Origin of the sequence: Tardiphaga sp. P9-11 (assembly GCF_008329525.1) — a bacterium.
Lineage (GTDB): Bacteria > Pseudomonadota > Alphaproteobacteria > Rhizobiales > Xanthobacteraceae > Tardiphaga.
The window spans coordinates 195251-209260 of record NZ_NPKQ01000006.1 but is presented as its reverse complement, the minus strand read 5'-3'; the positions used below and the strand labels follow the sequence as shown (position 1 = coordinate 209260).

The 14010-nt window shown below is 61.8% G+C and carries 17 protein-coding genes; 12 read left to right on the top strand and 5 right to left on the bottom strand.

Annotated elements, in window-relative coordinates; all coding sequences use genetic code 11:
- Positions 1-3: 3 nt before the first annotated feature.
- The 3 genes from CIW50_RS20470 to CIW50_RS20460 are packed head-to-tail and all read right to left on the bottom strand — an operon-like array spanning position 4 to position 3561.
- On the bottom strand, positions 4-1533 hold the full coding sequence (locus CIW50_RS20470) for an L-aspartate oxidase (protein ID WP_149533109.1): 1530 nt from the start codon (positions 1531-1533) through the stop codon (positions 4-6).
- On the bottom strand, positions 1530-2513 hold the full coding sequence (gene nadA / locus CIW50_RS20465) for a quinolinate synthase NadA (RefSeq protein WP_172980400.1): 984 nt from the start codon (positions 2511-2513) through the stop codon (positions 1530-1532). Before nadA ends, CIW50_RS20470 begins: the two co-directional genes overlap by 4 nt.
- A gap of 52 nt (positions 2514-2565) precedes the next feature.
- Positions 2566-3561, bottom strand: a complete 996-nt coding sequence (locus CIW50_RS20460) for an NUDIX hydrolase (RefSeq protein ID WP_149533028.1) — start codon at positions 3559-3561, stop codon at positions 2566-2568.
- Between the two features lie 527 nt (positions 3562-4088).
- Here CIW50_RS20460 and ybgC point away from each other — a divergent pair.
- Together ybgC and CIW50_RS20445 are read left to right on the top strand one after the other, a co-directional pair.
- A complete protein-coding gene (gene ybgC, locus CIW50_RS20450) occupies positions 4089-4535 on the top strand; it encodes a tol-pal system-associated acyl-CoA thioesterase (protein ID WP_149533027.1) in 447 nt (148 codons plus the stop codon).
- A gap of 81 nt (positions 4536-4616) precedes the next feature.
- On the top strand, positions 4617-5084 hold the full coding sequence (locus tag CIW50_RS20445) for a nuclear transport factor 2 family protein (RefSeq protein WP_149533026.1): 468 nt from the start codon (positions 4617-4619) through the stop codon (positions 5082-5084).
- A gap of 45 nt (positions 5085-5129) precedes the next feature.
- Here the strand turns inward: CIW50_RS20445 and phnF are convergent, their stop codons facing one another.
- Positions 5130-5864, bottom strand: a complete 735-nt coding sequence (gene phnF / locus CIW50_RS20440; RefSeq protein WP_149533025.1) for a phosphonate metabolism transcriptional regulator PhnF — start codon at positions 5862-5864, stop codon at positions 5130-5132.
- Between the two features lie 125 nt (positions 5865-5989).
- Here phnF and phnG point away from each other — a divergent pair, with 125 nt between their 5' ends.
- The 10 genes from phnG (at position 5990) to CIW50_RS20390 (ending at position 13524) form a co-directional block, all read left to right on the top strand.
- Positions 5990-6451: a phosphonate C-P lyase system protein PhnG gene (gene phnG / locus CIW50_RS20435; RefSeq protein WP_149533024.1), complete on the top strand. Its 462-nt coding sequence runs from the start codon at positions 5990-5992 to the stop codon at positions 6449-6451.
- Positions 6452-6453: 2 nt separating this feature from the next.
- Entirely contained in the window at positions 6454-7062 is a 609-nt protein-coding gene (gene phnH, locus CIW50_RS20430; protein WP_149533023.1) for a phosphonate C-P lyase system protein PhnH, read from the top strand.
- A gap of 2 nt (positions 7063-7064) precedes the next feature.
- The gene (locus CIW50_RS20425; protein WP_149533022.1) at positions 7065-8174 is read left to right on the top strand and encodes a carbon-phosphorus lyase complex subunit; all 1110 of its coding nucleotides are present in this window, start codon (positions 7065-7067) and stop codon (positions 8172-8174) included.
- The gene (locus CIW50_RS20420) at positions 8171-9055 is read left to right on the top strand and encodes an alpha-D-ribose 1-methylphosphonate 5-phosphate C-P-lyase PhnJ (RefSeq protein WP_149533021.1); all 885 of its coding nucleotides are present in this window, start codon (positions 8171-8173) and stop codon (positions 9053-9055) included. The genes CIW50_RS20425 and CIW50_RS20420 overlap by 4 nt, the downstream gene beginning before the upstream one ends.
- On the top strand, positions 9048-9878 hold the full coding sequence (gene phnK / locus CIW50_RS20415; RefSeq protein ID WP_149533020.1) for a phosphonate C-P lyase system protein PhnK: 831 nt from the start codon (positions 9048-9050) through the stop codon (positions 9876-9878). The genes CIW50_RS20420 and phnK overlap by 8 nt, the downstream gene beginning before the upstream one ends.
- Before the next feature lie 7 nt (positions 9879-9885).
- Complete coding sequence (gene phnL / locus CIW50_RS20410; protein WP_149533019.1) at positions 9886-10587, top strand: phosphonate C-P lyase system protein PhnL; 702 nt, start codon at positions 9886-9888, stop codon at positions 10585-10587.
- A gap of 11 nt (positions 10588-10598) precedes the next feature.
- Positions 10599-11753 carry an alpha-D-ribose 1-methylphosphonate 5-triphosphate diphosphatase gene (locus CIW50_RS20405; protein WP_149533018.1) on the top strand — a complete coding sequence of 385 codons (1155 nt, stop codon included), beginning with the start codon at positions 10599-10601 and terminating at the stop codon, positions 11751-11753.
- The gene (phnN, locus tag CIW50_RS20400; RefSeq protein ID WP_149533017.1) at positions 11750-12328 is read left to right on the top strand and encodes a phosphonate metabolism protein/1,5-bisphosphokinase (PRPP-forming) PhnN; all 579 of its coding nucleotides are present in this window, start codon (positions 11750-11752) and stop codon (positions 12326-12328) included. The genes CIW50_RS20405 and phnN overlap by 4 nt, the downstream gene beginning before the upstream one ends.
- Before the next feature lie 23 nt (positions 12329-12351).
- Positions 12352-12972, top strand: coding sequence for a pyridoxamine 5'-phosphate oxidase family protein (locus CIW50_RS20395; protein ID WP_149533016.1), 621 nt, complete (start codon positions 12352-12354; stop codon positions 12970-12972).
- Positions 12973-13224: 252 nt separating this feature from the next.
- Positions 13225-13524 carry an HU family DNA-binding protein gene (locus CIW50_RS20390; RefSeq protein ID WP_068735221.1) on the top strand — a complete coding sequence of 100 codons (300 nt, stop codon included), beginning with the start codon at positions 13225-13227 and terminating at the stop codon, positions 13522-13524.
- A gap of 120 nt (positions 13525-13644) precedes the next feature.
- Here CIW50_RS20390 and CIW50_RS20385 read toward each other — a convergent pair whose 3' ends face one another.
- On the bottom strand, positions 13645-13992 hold the full coding sequence (locus tag CIW50_RS20385; RefSeq protein WP_149533015.1) for a 5-carboxymethyl-2-hydroxymuconate Delta-isomerase: 348 nt from the start codon (positions 13990-13992) through the stop codon (positions 13645-13647).
- Between the last annotated feature and the right edge of the window lie 18 nt (positions 13993-14010).

Genomic DNA, 14010 nt, shown 5'->3' with positions numbered 1-14010 from the left:
GAGTTAGACAACGAGTTCCGGGATGTCGTCTCGCGCGGTTTGAAGCGCGTCATCGAGGCGCAGCGTCGAACGCTTCGCCAGGCTCGTGTGTTTCGGGAAGTCGATGCGTGCATGCGCGCCACGGCTTTCCTGGCGGCGCAAGGCAGCGATTACGATCATAAGGCCGACAATTGCGGGATCGCTTGCAGCTTGCTGCGAGGTCGCGAGGGGATAGAGGGCGCGGGCGGCGGCACGCAGGCCTTCGCCATCGCGCAATACGCCTGCGGCACGCGACAGAATAGGGCGCACCAAACCTGGGTCGCTGTCTGTTACGCCAGCGGGCAACATTGTCTGACGCCGCCGGGTGGAGGCCGCTCCGGCAATATCCTGGGCAACCCAGCCGCCACACACGGCCGCCTCGAGGAGTGAATTACTTGCAAGCCGGTTTGCACCATGCAGGCCTGTGCAGGCGGCTTCGCCGGAGGCCCACAGACCGTCGATGGAAGTCCGCCCGGTCCGGTCAACCAGTATCCCGCCCATGTGGTAGTGCGCAGCGGGACGGACGGGGATCGGCTGCGTAAGAGGATCGATTCCTGCGTCGCGACACAGCGCCGTGATGGCCGGGAAACGCCGCGTAAAGTCGATTCCTTTCATATCTCTCGCGTCAAGAAAAACCCGATGTCCCGCCGCCATGTGCCGCCAGACCGCACGTGCGACGATATCGCGGGGGGCAAGCTCGGCGCCGGAGGTATCAGCCATGAAGCGATCGCCATTCCCATCGACGAGGATCGCGCCTTCTCCACGCACGGCCTCACTGATGAGTTTCAGTGGAGAGGACTTGCTGTCGAGCGCCGTCGGATGGAATTGGATAAATTCAAGATCGGTCATGGTTGCGCCGGCGCGTGCCGCGAGTGCGAGGCCCTGGCCCCAGGACCTGGCCGGATTCGTCCCATGCACAAACAGGCCGCCGATGCCGCCGGTTGCGATCACGATACGGTCGGTGGCAAAAAGCACGGGTCCTCGGTCGGCATGGCCGAGAAGACCCGCCACCGCGTTGTCTTCAACCACCAGGCGCTGTGCTGTGGTTGCCTCGATCACCGTGATTGAAGGCGTCTCGCGGACCTTGCGGACCAAGGCTCGAATGACGTCCCGGCCTGTGGCGTCACCCCCGGCATGGACGATCCGGCGGCGCGAATGTGCGGCCTCAAGGCCGAGAACGATCTTGTCGTTGGCATCCCGATCGAAAACGACGCCGAGCCGCGCTAGCTGCTCGATCGCGGCGGGCGCTGCAGCGAGGATTGAGGCTGCGATGGCTTCATCGCACAAGCCGTCACCGGCGGCGAGTGTGTCCGCCAGATGCAGCGAAACGTCATCATCTGCTCCGATACTGGCCGCGATGCCGCCTTGTGCAAGCACGCTCGACGATTCCAAGCCCAGCGGCGCGCCGGTCAGGAGCAGCACCGGTTGCGGCGCGAGCGCCAGGGCGGTCATCAGGCCGGCGAGGCCGCCGCCGATGATGACGGGAGCGCCGTCCGTATCGTACAACGCTGTCATGTGACGGCGAGCATTCGCTCGACAGCGAGACGCGCGCGCGCCGCGACGGGCTCGCCGATCGTGACCTGGTGCTGCATTGTCTCCAACGCATGACGGATATTGCCGAGCGTGATCGTCTTCATGTGTGGACAGAGATTGCACGGACGAATGAATTCGAGGTCCGGGTACTGGATGGCGACATTGTCGCTCATCGAGCATTCCGTTAGAAGCACCACCCGCGGCGGTCGTTTGGTTGCGACATAGGATGACATGGCCGCCGTCGAACCGGCGAAATCGGCCTCCGCCAGGACGTCCGGCGGGCATTCCGGATGCGCCAGCACGACGACACCGGGGTGGTTCTCGCGCAATTGCCGCACTTCTTCGGCGCTGAAGCGCTCGTGCACCTCGCAATGACCAGTCCAGGTAATCACCTTCACCTTGGTCTCGGCAGCGATGTTCCTGGCTAGATATTCGTCCGGCAGCATGATCACGCGATCAACGCCGAGCGACTCGATGACCGCCTTGGCATTGCCTGAGGTGCAGCAGATATCCGACTCTGCCTTCACCGCTGCCGAGGTGTTCACATAAGTCACGATCGGGACGCCGGGATAAGTTTGCCGCAGCAGCCTCACGTCCTCGGGCGTGATGGAATCGGCGAGCGAGCAGCCGGCGCCGCGATCGGGAATCAGTACGGTCTTTGACGGATTGAGTAACTTGGCCGTCTCGGCCATGAAGTGAACGCCGGCGAGAACGATGACATCGGCCTCCACGTGCATCGCTTCGCGGGCCAGAGCAAGGCTGTCGCCGACAATGTCCGCGACGCAATGGAAGATTTCCGGTGTCTGATAATTGTGGGCAAGGATGACCGCGTTGCGGCTCTTCTTCAACGCGATGATCGCGTCGATATCTTTTGACAGCATCGACCATTCGATCGCGGGGATCGCGTGGCGCACTTTCGCATAGAGATGTTCCGAGGGACGCAGTTCGGGTATCGACAGCATGACATATACTCTCGTTGAGCACATGTTATACTGTAATCGAGTATAAGTCTTGTCAAGCCCCCGAGATAGGAAGTTTGGTTCCGGCGATGGCGCGTTCCGCAAATACGGTACGGCGGAAACGGAACAGTTTTGCGGGACGTCCGCCGGTGTCCTGACTGGTTTCGCCAGTTTCCTCAACGAGTTCCTGCTGCTCGATCAGGCGGCGGAAATTCGGCTTGTGCACTTGCCGTCCCGCCAACGCCTCAACACAGCGTTGCAATTGCAGCAGCGTGAATGTGTCCGGCATCAGTTCAAATACCACCGGATGGTATTTGATCTTGGCCCTGAGCCTTGCAATTCCGGTGGCCAGAATCCGGCGATGATCGAGGATCATGGGGTGACCGAGCGTGTCCAATAAAACCGCATTGGCCGATATGGGTGTAGGGGCGTTTCCGCGTGTCGCCTCCGGGATCAGTCTCGCCTCATATAATAGTTCGTACCGCTGCAGAACCAGTTCTTCGTTCCAGCTGTGCTCGTCGAGGCCGAACAGTATCTCGGCGCGCTGCCGACGAGCGCGCTGCGCCGCCCGATCGGGCGCTACGGAAATCCAGGCCTTGAGCCCCGGCCGCAAAGTTTGCTCCATCAGCGGCGGTGGGCCGACGCGATGATCTTCCCAGGGGAAATAATCGTACCAGCCGCGCCATCTGGCTTCATGTTCGCCGAATGCCGGTTGTTCTCGTGTCAGGCCAAGATAGCTGATCGAGATGGCATGCTGCGCGGCGGTACCAGCGCGGTCGCGGTCGGCGAAGGTGTAGAGCTGTTCGACATAACCGAGCGGCAACCGCGTCTGCCGTTCGACCCAGGCACGTAGCCCCGATTGCAGCGAACGATGGGCGAGCTCGAAGGGCCCGGAGGGCAGGGCGCGCTGATCCTGGATCGTGAGAACACGAGGCTCCCCCGAGGTAACGGCTACCAGCACTGCAACAAGATCAGCCGCAATTCCTTGCGGTGATGCACGCGTTGTCAGACGCGCATTTGGCCTGGAACTGGGGCTATCAAGCGGGTCCATGAGCTAGTCTGCTTAAGTGTTCATAGGGGCAGGGTGAAAGGCTGCATCGCGAATCCACGCCGATATCCTTAACATGAAGCTGCAACGCGACGCGCACGGCAATAGCGGTCATCCAGACTTGAATGGGGCGCTTCCACGCACTTTTCCGACGTGACATCCCGGTCATCCTTCGTGCCCTTGAGGCTCAAGAGAAGGGATGTCTCGTAAGTCCGTACACCCCAGGTAGGATTGAAATGTTCATCGGGCACAGCGGTACCCGGCAGATATAAAACGGCAATATGCCCTCGGCCGGCGACGCCATTGACGAATTCCGCGCTATTCTACGACGGACCGAAGGGGACCCGGAAGGGACCCTTGCCAAATGGGATATCCACGACCCGCACGATTTGCTTTGCCACTTCCGCCGGATTGGCGTCGGCGGGTGTGCATTTCAAGCAAGGTTCAGCCTAGAGCGATTGGCGCTTGCTGAGGAAGGTACCTCTGTGCAAGACGATTACTCCCCGAAGTGTGATAAGAGGAATCCCCCTGTGACAGCCTCTCTCGATGGCGAAATTCGCGACGGTCGTCATCATATGCGGGTCCGCGTTTATTTCGAAGATACTGACGCCGGCCAGATTGTTTATCACGCGAATTTTTTGCGCTTCATGGAACGCGGCAGAACGAATTACTTGCGTTTACTCGGAACGAGTCAACAAGAGCTGCTGAACGAAGCGCGGAAGGATGCGCCGGGCTTTGCCTTCGTTGTTCGGTCGATGAAAATTGATTTTCTAAAACCGGCAGTCCTGGACGACCTGCTTGACGTCGTCACGATTCCACAAGAGGTGAGGGGTGCCTCGATCATGCTGGATCAGGAAGTACGCCGCGGCGATGAGTTGCTGCTTGAGGCCAAGGTCAAGGTGGCCTTTGTCTCCGGCGGCCGGGCCAAGCCGATCCCGAAAGCGCTGCGGATTGCCATGAAGGCCGATCAGATTTAGCAATCGTGCGATAGGCGGAACGGCATCGACTCCGCGTGCGGCAACGCTACAATCCCGGCACATAGCAAAGCCGAGGACCCCATGTCGCGTCCACCGTTTCCGCCCTTCACCCGAGAAACCGCCGCCCAGAAGGCCCGCATGGCCGAAGACGGCTGGAATTCACGCGATCCGGTGAAAGTGTCACTCGCCTATACCGAGGATTCGACTTGGCGCAATCGCGGCGAGTTCTTTCAGGGGCGCTCGGCGATTGTCGAATTTCTCACCCGCAAATGGGAGAAGGAACACGAATATCGGCTGATCAAGGATCTGTGGGCGTTCGACGGCAATCACATTGCCGTGCGCTTTCAATATGAATGGCACGACGACGGCGGCAACTGGCATCGCTCCTATGGCAACGAGCAGTGGGAGTTCGATGACGCCGGCCTGATGCGCCGCCGCGAGGCCAGCATCAATGACGTTGCGATTGCCGAGAAGGACCGCCGTTTCCTGTGGCCGGCGCCCGGACCCCGTCCGGCGGATGTACCGGGTCTCGGCGCCGATCCGTTCTGATCCCATCCGTTGGGATCGGGTCCGACAGGATCTCATCCGGCAGGATCAAAGAGAACCGCTGTCGACCACGAATTCGACGCGCTCGGCGACGAAACGTGAATGCGTGACGCTCAGCGGCGTGCCGTCGGCATCCACATCGATGGAATCGACAATCAAGATCGGACGCCCGAGCGCAACACCAAGCCGTGTTGCATCGGTGGCGTCGATGATTCCGGCGGTGACCTTGGTCGAGGCGCGGCGATAATCCTTGATGCCGTAATGCGCCAGCGCCTTGGTCATCGAGCGCACGCGCTCGTAGACCTTGCCGAAATCGGGAAAGTGTTCAGCCGACAGCCAGTTGGTGCCGACGCAGATCGGCGTCTTGTCAGCGAGGCGCAGCGCCTCGATGCGGATCAGCGGAGCGCCGGCTTTGAGGCCAAGTTGCCTGGCGAGATCGCGTGTTGCCACATCGTCCCAGGCCCCGATCAACTGCGCCTGCGGCTCGCGTCCGCCGGCACCGGCAATTTCCGAGAAGCGCGTGCGTGACCGCAGGGGATATGCCAGCTTTGGCGATTCCACATAGGTGCCGCTGCCGCGCTCGGCGCGAACCAGGCCGCGTTCGGCCAGGGTCGCGAGCGCGCGGCGCACGGTGTGGCGATTGACGCGATAGATGTCAGCCAGTTCGGTCTCGCCGGGCAGCTTTTCGCCAGCGCCATAGCGGCCATCGGCGATGCCGCGCTCAATGCCGTCGGCGACGTGCCGCCACAATGCAACGCCTGTTGGCTTGTCCTGAATGGTCACAAAACCGGTCCCGAAATGATGTCGACCACGCATTAGCGAAAAATCGTGCCGCTGTCACGAAACGGTCATTGCCTCCGCCTATAAAGTTGTCTAGTAAATCATACAACTTGTTGAGCGACGGTGACATGACTTCATCCTCTCTGAACCACCAGCAAGCCCGGCGCCGTGAGGCAATGGGGGTGCTCGGACACTCCGTCACGGCGGATATCGCCGGATATCTCGATGCTCTGGCCGTTCCCTCCCATGAACAGTTGCGTCAGCCGGAGAATGGCCTGGTAATGCTGCGCGGCCGGATCGGTGGCGATGGCGCGCCGTTCAATCTCGGCGAAGCGACCGTGTCGCGCGCTGCTATACGGCTTGCCAGCGGTGAGGTCGGCTTCGGCTACACGCTGGGGCGTGACGGCGTGAAGGCGCACCTGATCGCGCTCTGCGACGCACTCATCCAGACCGTTGAATTTTCAGATGCTGTCGAGACCAAGGTGCTCACGCCGCTGCGTGCGCGCGTCGTCGCCGATAGCAAGCGCAAGGCTGCGGAGACCGCGGCGACCAAAGTCGATTTCTACACGCTCGTGCGCGGGGAGGGCTGATCATGACAACAGTTGCGGAAATGCCGGCCGGTTTCGCGGACAAGGTGCTTGCAGCGCAATCGACCTTCCGTTCGGTAATGGATGCGATGGCGCGTCCCGGCACCGTGCAGCGGATTCAGGCTGTTTCGGGCGTACCAGCGCCAATGATGCGTGGCGCAGCAGCGATCGCGCTGACGCTGTTCGATCAGGACACGCCGGTTTGGCTCGATACCAGGCTTGCAGCGACGATGGATGTTGCCAAGTGGATCAAGTTTCACACCAGTGCGCCTGTGATCGCCGACCCTGCGGTGTGTGCTTTTGCAGTGGTCGCCGATCCCGCCGCGTTACCGTCCTTCGAGCACTTCGCATTCGGCTCGGGCGAATATCCGGATCGCTCCACCACCATCATTCTGCAGGTGGCCGGCCTGACCGAAGGCCCGGCCTATGAGTTGCGCGGTCCGGGTATTGACGGCGCCACGATCCTGCGTGCGGCGATCGGCGTGCCGGATCTGCTGGATCGCCTCGCACTGAATGCCTCGCTGTTTCCCCGCGGCATCGATCTCGTGTTGGTCTCCGGCGAATCCATCGTCGCGCTGCCGCGTACTACGCGTCTCGTCGCGAAGGAGGGCTGAGCATGTATGTCGCCGTCAAGGGTGGCGAACGCGCCATCGAGAATGCGCATCGTCTGCTGGCTCATGAACGCCGCGGCGATCGCGACGTGCCGGAAGTGTCGCTGGCCCAAATCTCCAACCAGCTCGGCCTCGCCGTCGACCGTGTCATGACCGAAGGCTCGCTCTATGATCGCGAGCTCGCTGCGCTGGCCATCAAACAGGCGCGGGGCGACATGATCGAGGCGATCTTCCTGCTGCGTGCCTTCCGCGCGACGCTGCCGCGGTTCGGTTCGAGTGAGCCCGTCGATACGTCGCAGATGCAGGTGCGCCGCCGCGTGTCCTCGACCTTCAAGGACATGCCGGGTGGCCAGGTGCTTGGTCCGACCTTCGACTACACGCATCGTCTGCTCGATCCCGTACTCACCGGCGAATCCTCGCCGGAGCAGCCAGCCGTGGTTACTGGCGCCGAGCCCGGCATCATGCCGCGTGTGACCGATATTCTCGGCCGCGATGGTCTGATCGAGGCTTCGCCTGCTGAAGATCCCGAGAAGCCGGTTGGCGATCTCACCCGCGACGCGCTGAGCTTCCCGGCCGATCGCGATCTGCGTCTGCAGAATCTCGCGCGCGCAGACGAAGGCTTCCTTCTCTCGCTCGGCTATTCGTCGCAGCGCGGCTATGGCCGTAACCATCCCTTCGCCGGCGAAATCCGCCTGGGCGAAGTCGAGGTTGAATTCATGGCTGAGGATGTTGGCTTTGCCGTGCCGCTGGGATCGATCACCCTGACGGAGTGTCAGATGGTCAACCAGTTCAAGGGCTCGGATACCGAGGCACCATGCTTCACCCGCGGTTATGGGCTCGCTTTCGGCCAGTCTGAACGCAAGGTGATGTCGATGGCGCTGGTCGACCGCACGCTGCGCGCGCGCGAACTCGGCGAAGATATCAAGGCCCCGGCTCAGGACGAGGAATTCGTCATGTCGCATTCGGACAATGTGCAGGCGACCGGCTTTGTCGAACATCTGAAGCTGCCGCATTATGTCGACTTCCAGTCCGAGCTCGGCTTGCTCCGCAAGCTGCGCAAGGAGTTCGCCGACGCCAACGAGACGCCAGTTGCTCTTCAGGAGGCCGCGGAATGAACGCGCCGACATATAACTTCGCCTATCTCGACGAGCAGACCAAGCGGATGATCCGCCGCGCCATTCTCAAGGCGATCGCGATCCCCGGCTATCAGGTGCCGTTCGCGAGCCGCGAAATGCCGATGCCCTATGGCTGGGGCACCGGCGGCGTGCAGGTCACGGCGGCGATCCTCGGTCCCGTCGACAAGCTCAAGGTCATCGACCAGGGCTCCGACGACACCACGAACGCGATCTCGATCCGCAAATTCTTCGAGAAGACCGCAGGCGTGGCCGTGACCACAAGCACCGGCGAGGCGACTGTGATCCAGACCCGGCATCGCATTCCCGAAGCGACGCTGCAGGCGCATCAGGTGCTGGTCTATCAGGTGCCGATCCCGGAGCCGCTGCGTTTCCTGGAGCCGCGCGAGACCGAAACGCGTCGCATGCATGCGCTCGGCGAATACGGGCTGATCCATGTGAAGCTCTATGAAGACATCGCGCGCTTCGGCCATATCGCGACGGCCTATGCCTATCCGGTCAAGGTCAATGCGCGTTACGTGATGGATCCATCGCCGACGCCGAAGTTCGATAATCCAAAGATGAACAACAGTGCGGCGTTGCAACTGTTCGGCGCCGGCCGCGAGAAGCGCATCTATGCGATCCCGCCTTACACGTCGGTGGTGTCGCTGGATTTCGAAGACCATCCGTTCGAGCCCTACAAGCACAAGGCCTGCTGCGCGCTGTGCAACGCCGAGGATAGCTATCTCGACGAGATCGTCACAGACAACAAGGGCAGCCGGATGTTCGTCTGCTCCGACACCGATTATTGCGAAACGCGGCAATCAGACGGACATCGCGGTAGCGAGAATGCTGCGCCCTATGCGGAGAGCGCAAATGCTTGATGTGACAGCGAATTCAACTGCACCGGGCGCGGGCGCGGGCGCGGCTGCGAGTGACGAGCCGTTGCTTGTTGCGGCAAACTTGGGAAAATCTTATGGCCGTCTTGCGGCATGCCGCGACGTGTCGTTCGAACTCTATTCCGGCGAAGTGCTGGCCATTGTCGGTGAGTCCGGCTCGGGCAAATCGACGCTGCTGCAGATTCTCTCCGGACAGTTGACGCCGAACACCGGTAGCGTGTCCTACCGGATGCGCGATGGCGTCACGCGCGACCTCGCCACCATGGACGAGGCTGAGCGGCGTTTTCTGTTTCGCACAGATTGGGGCTTCGTGCATCAGGACCCCGCCATGGGATTGCGCATGGCGGTGTCGGCCGGCGCCAATGTCGGCGAGCGACTGATGGCCGTCGGTCACAATCATTACGGCAAGATTCGCGACACCGCGACGTCCTGGCTGGAGCGGGTCGAAATTTCGCCGGAGCGCATCGATGATGCGCCGCGGACCTATTCCGGCGGCATGCGTCAGCGGTTGCAGATCGCGCGCAACCTCGTCACCGAGCCGCGTCTCGTCTTCATGGACGAACCGACTGGTGGTCTAGATGTCTCCGTGCAGGCGCGTTTGTTGGACATGATGCGCACGCTGGTCAGCGAGCTTGGCCTCTCGGCCATCGTCGTGACCCATGATCTCGCGGTGGCGCGGTTGCTGTCGCATCGGGTGATGGTGATGCAGGGTGGGCGTGTGATCGAAACGGGCCTGACCGATCAGGTGCTTGACGACCCCCGCGAACCCTATACGCAACTGCTTGTTTCCTCAATTTTGCCGGCGTGAGGTCAACATGATTCCGATGATCGATATCCGCAACGCCGAGAAGACCTTTGTGATGCATCTGCAGGATGGCATCCGCCTGCCTGTCGTGCGCAATGTCTCGTTCCATGTCGCGCCCGGCGAATGCGTCGTGCTGTCCGGTCCTTCGGGGGCGGGCAAGTCGTCGATCCTGAAGATGATCTTCGGCAACTATCGCTGCGACGGCGGCACCATCGGTGTGCGCCACAACGGCGACGTCGTAGATATCGCGACCGCCGAGCCGCGCGAGATCCTGGGTGTGCGCCGTGACACCATCGGTTATGTCAGCCAGTTCCTGCGCGCCGTGCCGCGCGTCGCTGCGATCGATGTGGTTGCCGAGCCACTGCTCGCTGCTGGCGTAACGCGCGAGGAGGCCCGTGCGCGTGCTGGTGCATTGCTCAAGCGACTCAACATTCCCGAGCGGCTGTGGAAGCTGCCGCCTTCGACCTTCTCCGGCGGCGAGCAGCAGCGCGTCAATATCGCGCGTGGCTTCATCTCCGATCTGCCGATCCTGTTGCTGGACGAACCGACCGCGTCGCTCGATGCTGCCAATCGCGCGGTGGTCGTCGAACTGGTTGCCGAGAAAAAACGTGCGGGTGTTGCCATGGTCGCCATTGTACATGACGACGAAGTGCGGCACCTGATTGCCGACCGGCTGGTGGACGTTGCCTCGTTCGCCGCCGCTGCTGCCTGAGAAAGAGAACCATGACCGCATCATCGACCGAAACCGTCATTGGCAATGCGAGGATCGTTCTGGCCGATCGCGTGATCGACAAAGGCTGGATCGCTTTCGCGAATGGACGCATCGCTGAATTCGGCGAGGGCGATGCGCCACGCGGTAGCGACGACGCGTGCGGCGACCTGATCATGCCTGGGCTGATCGAATTGCACACCGATCATCTCGAAGCGCATTTCATGCCGCGGCCGAAGGTGTTCTGGGATCCCATCGCTGCCGTCGTCTCCTATGACGGTCAACTTGCCACTTCCGGCATTACCACGGTGCTGGACTCGGTACGGGTCGGCTGCGAGGACTCAAGCCAGGGGATCGACAGCTACGCCGCTCTGCTGGTGGATTCCATTGCCTCTGCTGGCGAAGCCAGTCTCCTGCGGGTCGATCACTTCCTGCATCTGCGCTGCGAGATTCCGATGCCGACCGTGGTCGAGGAAGCGAAGGCGCTCTTGGAAAAGCCGAACGTCCGGCTGATGTCGCTGATGGATCACACGCCAGGCCAGCGTCAGTTTCGCGACGAGGAGAAGCTGCGCACCTATTATCGCGGCAAGGGCGGCAAGTCCGATGCCGAGCTCGATGTAATGTTCGCCCAACGCCTGGCCTGTCAGCAGCAATATGCGGCCGGCAATATGCGCGCGATCGTGGCGCTGGCGCACGGGCGAAACATTCCGCTGGCGAGCCATGACGACACCACGGAAGACAACGTGACCGAAGCCGTGGGAGACAAGGTCTCGGTGGCCGAATTCCCGACCACGCTGGAAGCGGCCCAAGGACTGCACAAGGCCGGCATCGGCATTCTGATGGGCGCGCCGAATGTCGTCCGCAACGGTTCGCATTCCGGCAATATCGCGGCGATCGATCTCGCACGTGAAGGCATGCTGGACATCCTGTCGTCGGACTATGTGCCGTCGAGCCTTCTGATGGGAGCCCTGCAGCTCTCGAGCAAGGTACCTTCGATCGATCTGGCTAGGGCGATTCGCACTGTGACCAAACGGCCTGCGGAAGCCGTCGGGCTCGTGGACCGCGGTGAGATCGCGGTTGGTAAGCGCGCCGACGTGATCCGCGTGCATGTGGCGCATGAGGTACCGGTGGTGCGCAATGTCTGGCGCGAAGGGCATCGGGTGGCATGACCGACACCGCGGCGATATCCGAAGCGCAAGCAGGCCGGATCGGCCCCGGCCGATTGGTGCTGGTGGTCGGCCCGTCGGGTGCCGGCAAGGATACGCTGATCGGTCTGGCGCAGGCGGCCTGCGCAGATGACGACAATGTGGTGTTCACGCGCCGCGTGGTGACGCGCGAGGCGTCGGAATTCGAGAATAATGCGCAGGTCACGCCGCAGGCGTTCCGTCAGGCACAGGCCAGCGGCGCCTTCGCCGTCCACTGGGAAGCGCATGGTCTTTGTTATGCACTTCCGCGCTCGATCGATGATGCGCTTCGCGCCGGCCGCAATGTCGTGGCCAATATCTCACGGACGGTTATCCCGGCATTACGTGCCGCCTATGAAGATGTCGTCGTCGTGTCGATCACGGCGCCGCCGGACGTGCTTGCGGCGCGACTTGCGGCGCGGGGACGCTCAAGCGATGGCCCGATCGGCGATCGGCTCAAGCGCAGCGTCGAGACATCAGGCGCCGACGTCACGATCAACAATATCGGTGTCGCGGAAGATCATGCCGATGTCCTGATACGGGTCATCAGGGGTCAATAAATACGGCGGAGAGGAGTACAGCGATGTCGGTGATCGAAACCATCGAGCAGCTCGAAGCGATCTACGGCCGGTTCGATGATATCGGCGAAGCCTCCACTGCCAAGGTTGCGGATCGCGTGACGGCGCAATATCGCCGGCTGATCGAGGTGTCGCCCTTCGCGGCGCTGGCGACATCGGGACCCGAGGGGCTGGATTGCTCGCCACGCGGCGACCTGCCGGGCTTCGTCCGTATCTATGACGAGAAGACCCTGATGATGCCGGATCGCCGCGGAAACAACCGTATCGATAGCCTGCGCAACATCGTGCGAGACCCGCGGATCGCGCTGCTGTTCCTGATCCCGGGCTCCGGAACGACGCTGCGCATCAACGGTGAGGCCCATCTGTCGGCCGATCCTGCACTGCTGGAGTCCTTCGCGGTCACGGAGAAGGCGCCGCGCACAGTCGTCGTGATGACGGTCGGCGAGATCTATTTCCAGTGCGCCCGCGCTATTGTCCGTTCGGACCTGTGGAACCCCGACAAGCGGATCGATCCCAAGACCTTGCCAACGCCCGGCGAGATCCTGGCCGAGATGAGCGAGCGCCGGGTCGGGGGTCTCGACTATGATCGCGCCTGGCCGGAAAGGGCGCGGCAGACCATGTGGTGAGGGGGCGAATCTGGGGGTGATTTTTGCAGTGCGTTTCTGTCGCCTGCCGCGACTCCGTAGGCCCCTTGTTTCAAGTATTTTGCGCTTGCGAGGGTCCCGAAACCCTGCCGTACAAGTCGAATCGGGGTTTGGTGGTCAAAAAACACCATTTTTCCCGGCAAAATCTGTGAAAATTTCATTGAACACGGGTTTTTTCCCGTGATTCCTCATAGTGTCTGTCTCACCGAATCACGGCAAACCAAAAGGTGCAAAATGGCAGACCAAATGACGAAGTCGCAGCTCATCGAGAAAATCGCTGAGACCACTGAGCTCTCGAAGAAGGACGTCAAGGGCGTCATCGAGACGATGGCGACCCTCGGCTACAAAGAGCTGAAGAAGAGCGGCGTGTTCCTCGTCCCCGGCTTCGCCAAGTTCGTCGTCATCAAGAAGCCCGCCACCAAGGCACGCAAGGGCACCAACCCCTTCACCGGCGAAGCAATGACCTTCAAGGCCAAGCCGGCCCGCAAGATCGTGCGCGCTCGCCCGGTCAAGGCTGCGAAGGACGCGGTCTAAGCGGACCCCCGGCGCGGTCGCCCACGCGGTGACCGCAGCCGACCTGAATTGAGAACGGCGCGGCATTCCCAGGGGATGCCGTGCCGTTTTCGTTTTGGGGGTGGAAGCAAGCGATGGCTCCTAGTCCAGCACTCGCTTCTTGTAGGCGACCGCGTCCATATCCCTGATATCGACGCTAAGGCTTTTGGTGTGCGGCAGCAGCAAAACCATTGCCGCGCGCAAAGCCTCGCTCACGGCGACTTTTTGCTCGGGTGTGCGGCCCTCCAGCATGGAGACCGACAGGTGGCAGAAGCCTTCGGCCCGGCCGGCCATCAGGTGATGCGCATACGGGATCGCGCGCACCTTGATGTCGGCGGCCTTCATTACCCCGGTGGCGGCGCCGGCATTGTGCAACGCCTGCATCAGGCTGGCGATGTCGAGCGCGTCGCCATGGCCGTCGGTGGAATGTTCGATGACGATATGGGGCATGAAAGCATTTCCAGTTGG

Coding starts and splice junctions, on each gene's coding strand:
- CIW50_RS20395 (WP_149533016.1), top strand. CDS start 12,352: ATGTCGGTGATCGAAACCATCGAGCAGCTCGAAGCGATCTACGGCCGG.
- CIW50_RS20385 (WP_149533015.1), bottom strand. CDS start 13,992: ATGCCCCATATCGTCATCGAACATTCCACCGACGGCCATGGCGACGCG.
- CIW50_RS20470 (WP_149533109.1), bottom strand. CDS start 1,533: ATGACAGCGTTGTACGATACGGACGGCGCTCCCGTCATCATCGGCGGC.
- CIW50_RS20405 (WP_149533018.1), top strand. CDS start 10,599: ATGACCGCATCATCGACCGAAACCGTCATTGGCAATGCGAGGATCGTT.
- CIW50_RS20390 (WP_068735221.1), top strand. CDS start 13,225: ATGGCAGACCAAATGACGAAGTCGCAGCTCATCGAGAAAATCGCTGAG.
- phnK (WP_149533020.1), top strand. CDS start 9,048: ATGCTTGATGTGACAGCGAATTCAACTGCACCGGGCGCGGGCGCGGGC.
- nadA (WP_172980400.1), bottom strand. CDS start 2,513: ATGCTGTCGATACCCGAACTGCGTCCCTCGGAACATCTCTATGCGAAA.
- CIW50_RS20420 (WP_149533021.1), top strand. CDS start 8,171: ATGAACGCGCCGACATATAACTTCGCCTATCTCGACGAGCAGACCAAG.
- phnG (WP_149533024.1), top strand. CDS start 5,990: ATGACTTCATCCTCTCTGAACCACCAGCAAGCCCGGCGCCGTGAGGCA.
- phnL (WP_149533019.1), top strand. CDS start 9,886: ATGATTCCGATGATCGATATCCGCAACGCCGAGAAGACCTTTGTGATG.
- phnN (WP_149533017.1), top strand. CDS start 11,750: ATGACCGACACCGCGGCGATATCCGAAGCGCAAGCAGGCCGGATCGGC.
- CIW50_RS20445 (WP_149533026.1), top strand. CDS start 4,617: ATGTCGCGTCCACCGTTTCCGCCCTTCACCCGAGAAACCGCCGCCCAG.
- CIW50_RS20425 (WP_149533022.1), top strand. CDS start 7,065: ATGTATGTCGCCGTCAAGGGTGGCGAACGCGCCATCGAGAATGCGCAT.
- CIW50_RS20460 (WP_149533028.1), bottom strand. CDS start 3,561: ATGGACCCGCTTGATAGCCCCAGTTCCAGGCCAAATGCGCGTCTGACA.
- phnH (WP_149533023.1), top strand. CDS start 6,454: ATGACAACAGTTGCGGAAATGCCGGCCGGTTTCGCGGACAAGGTGCTT.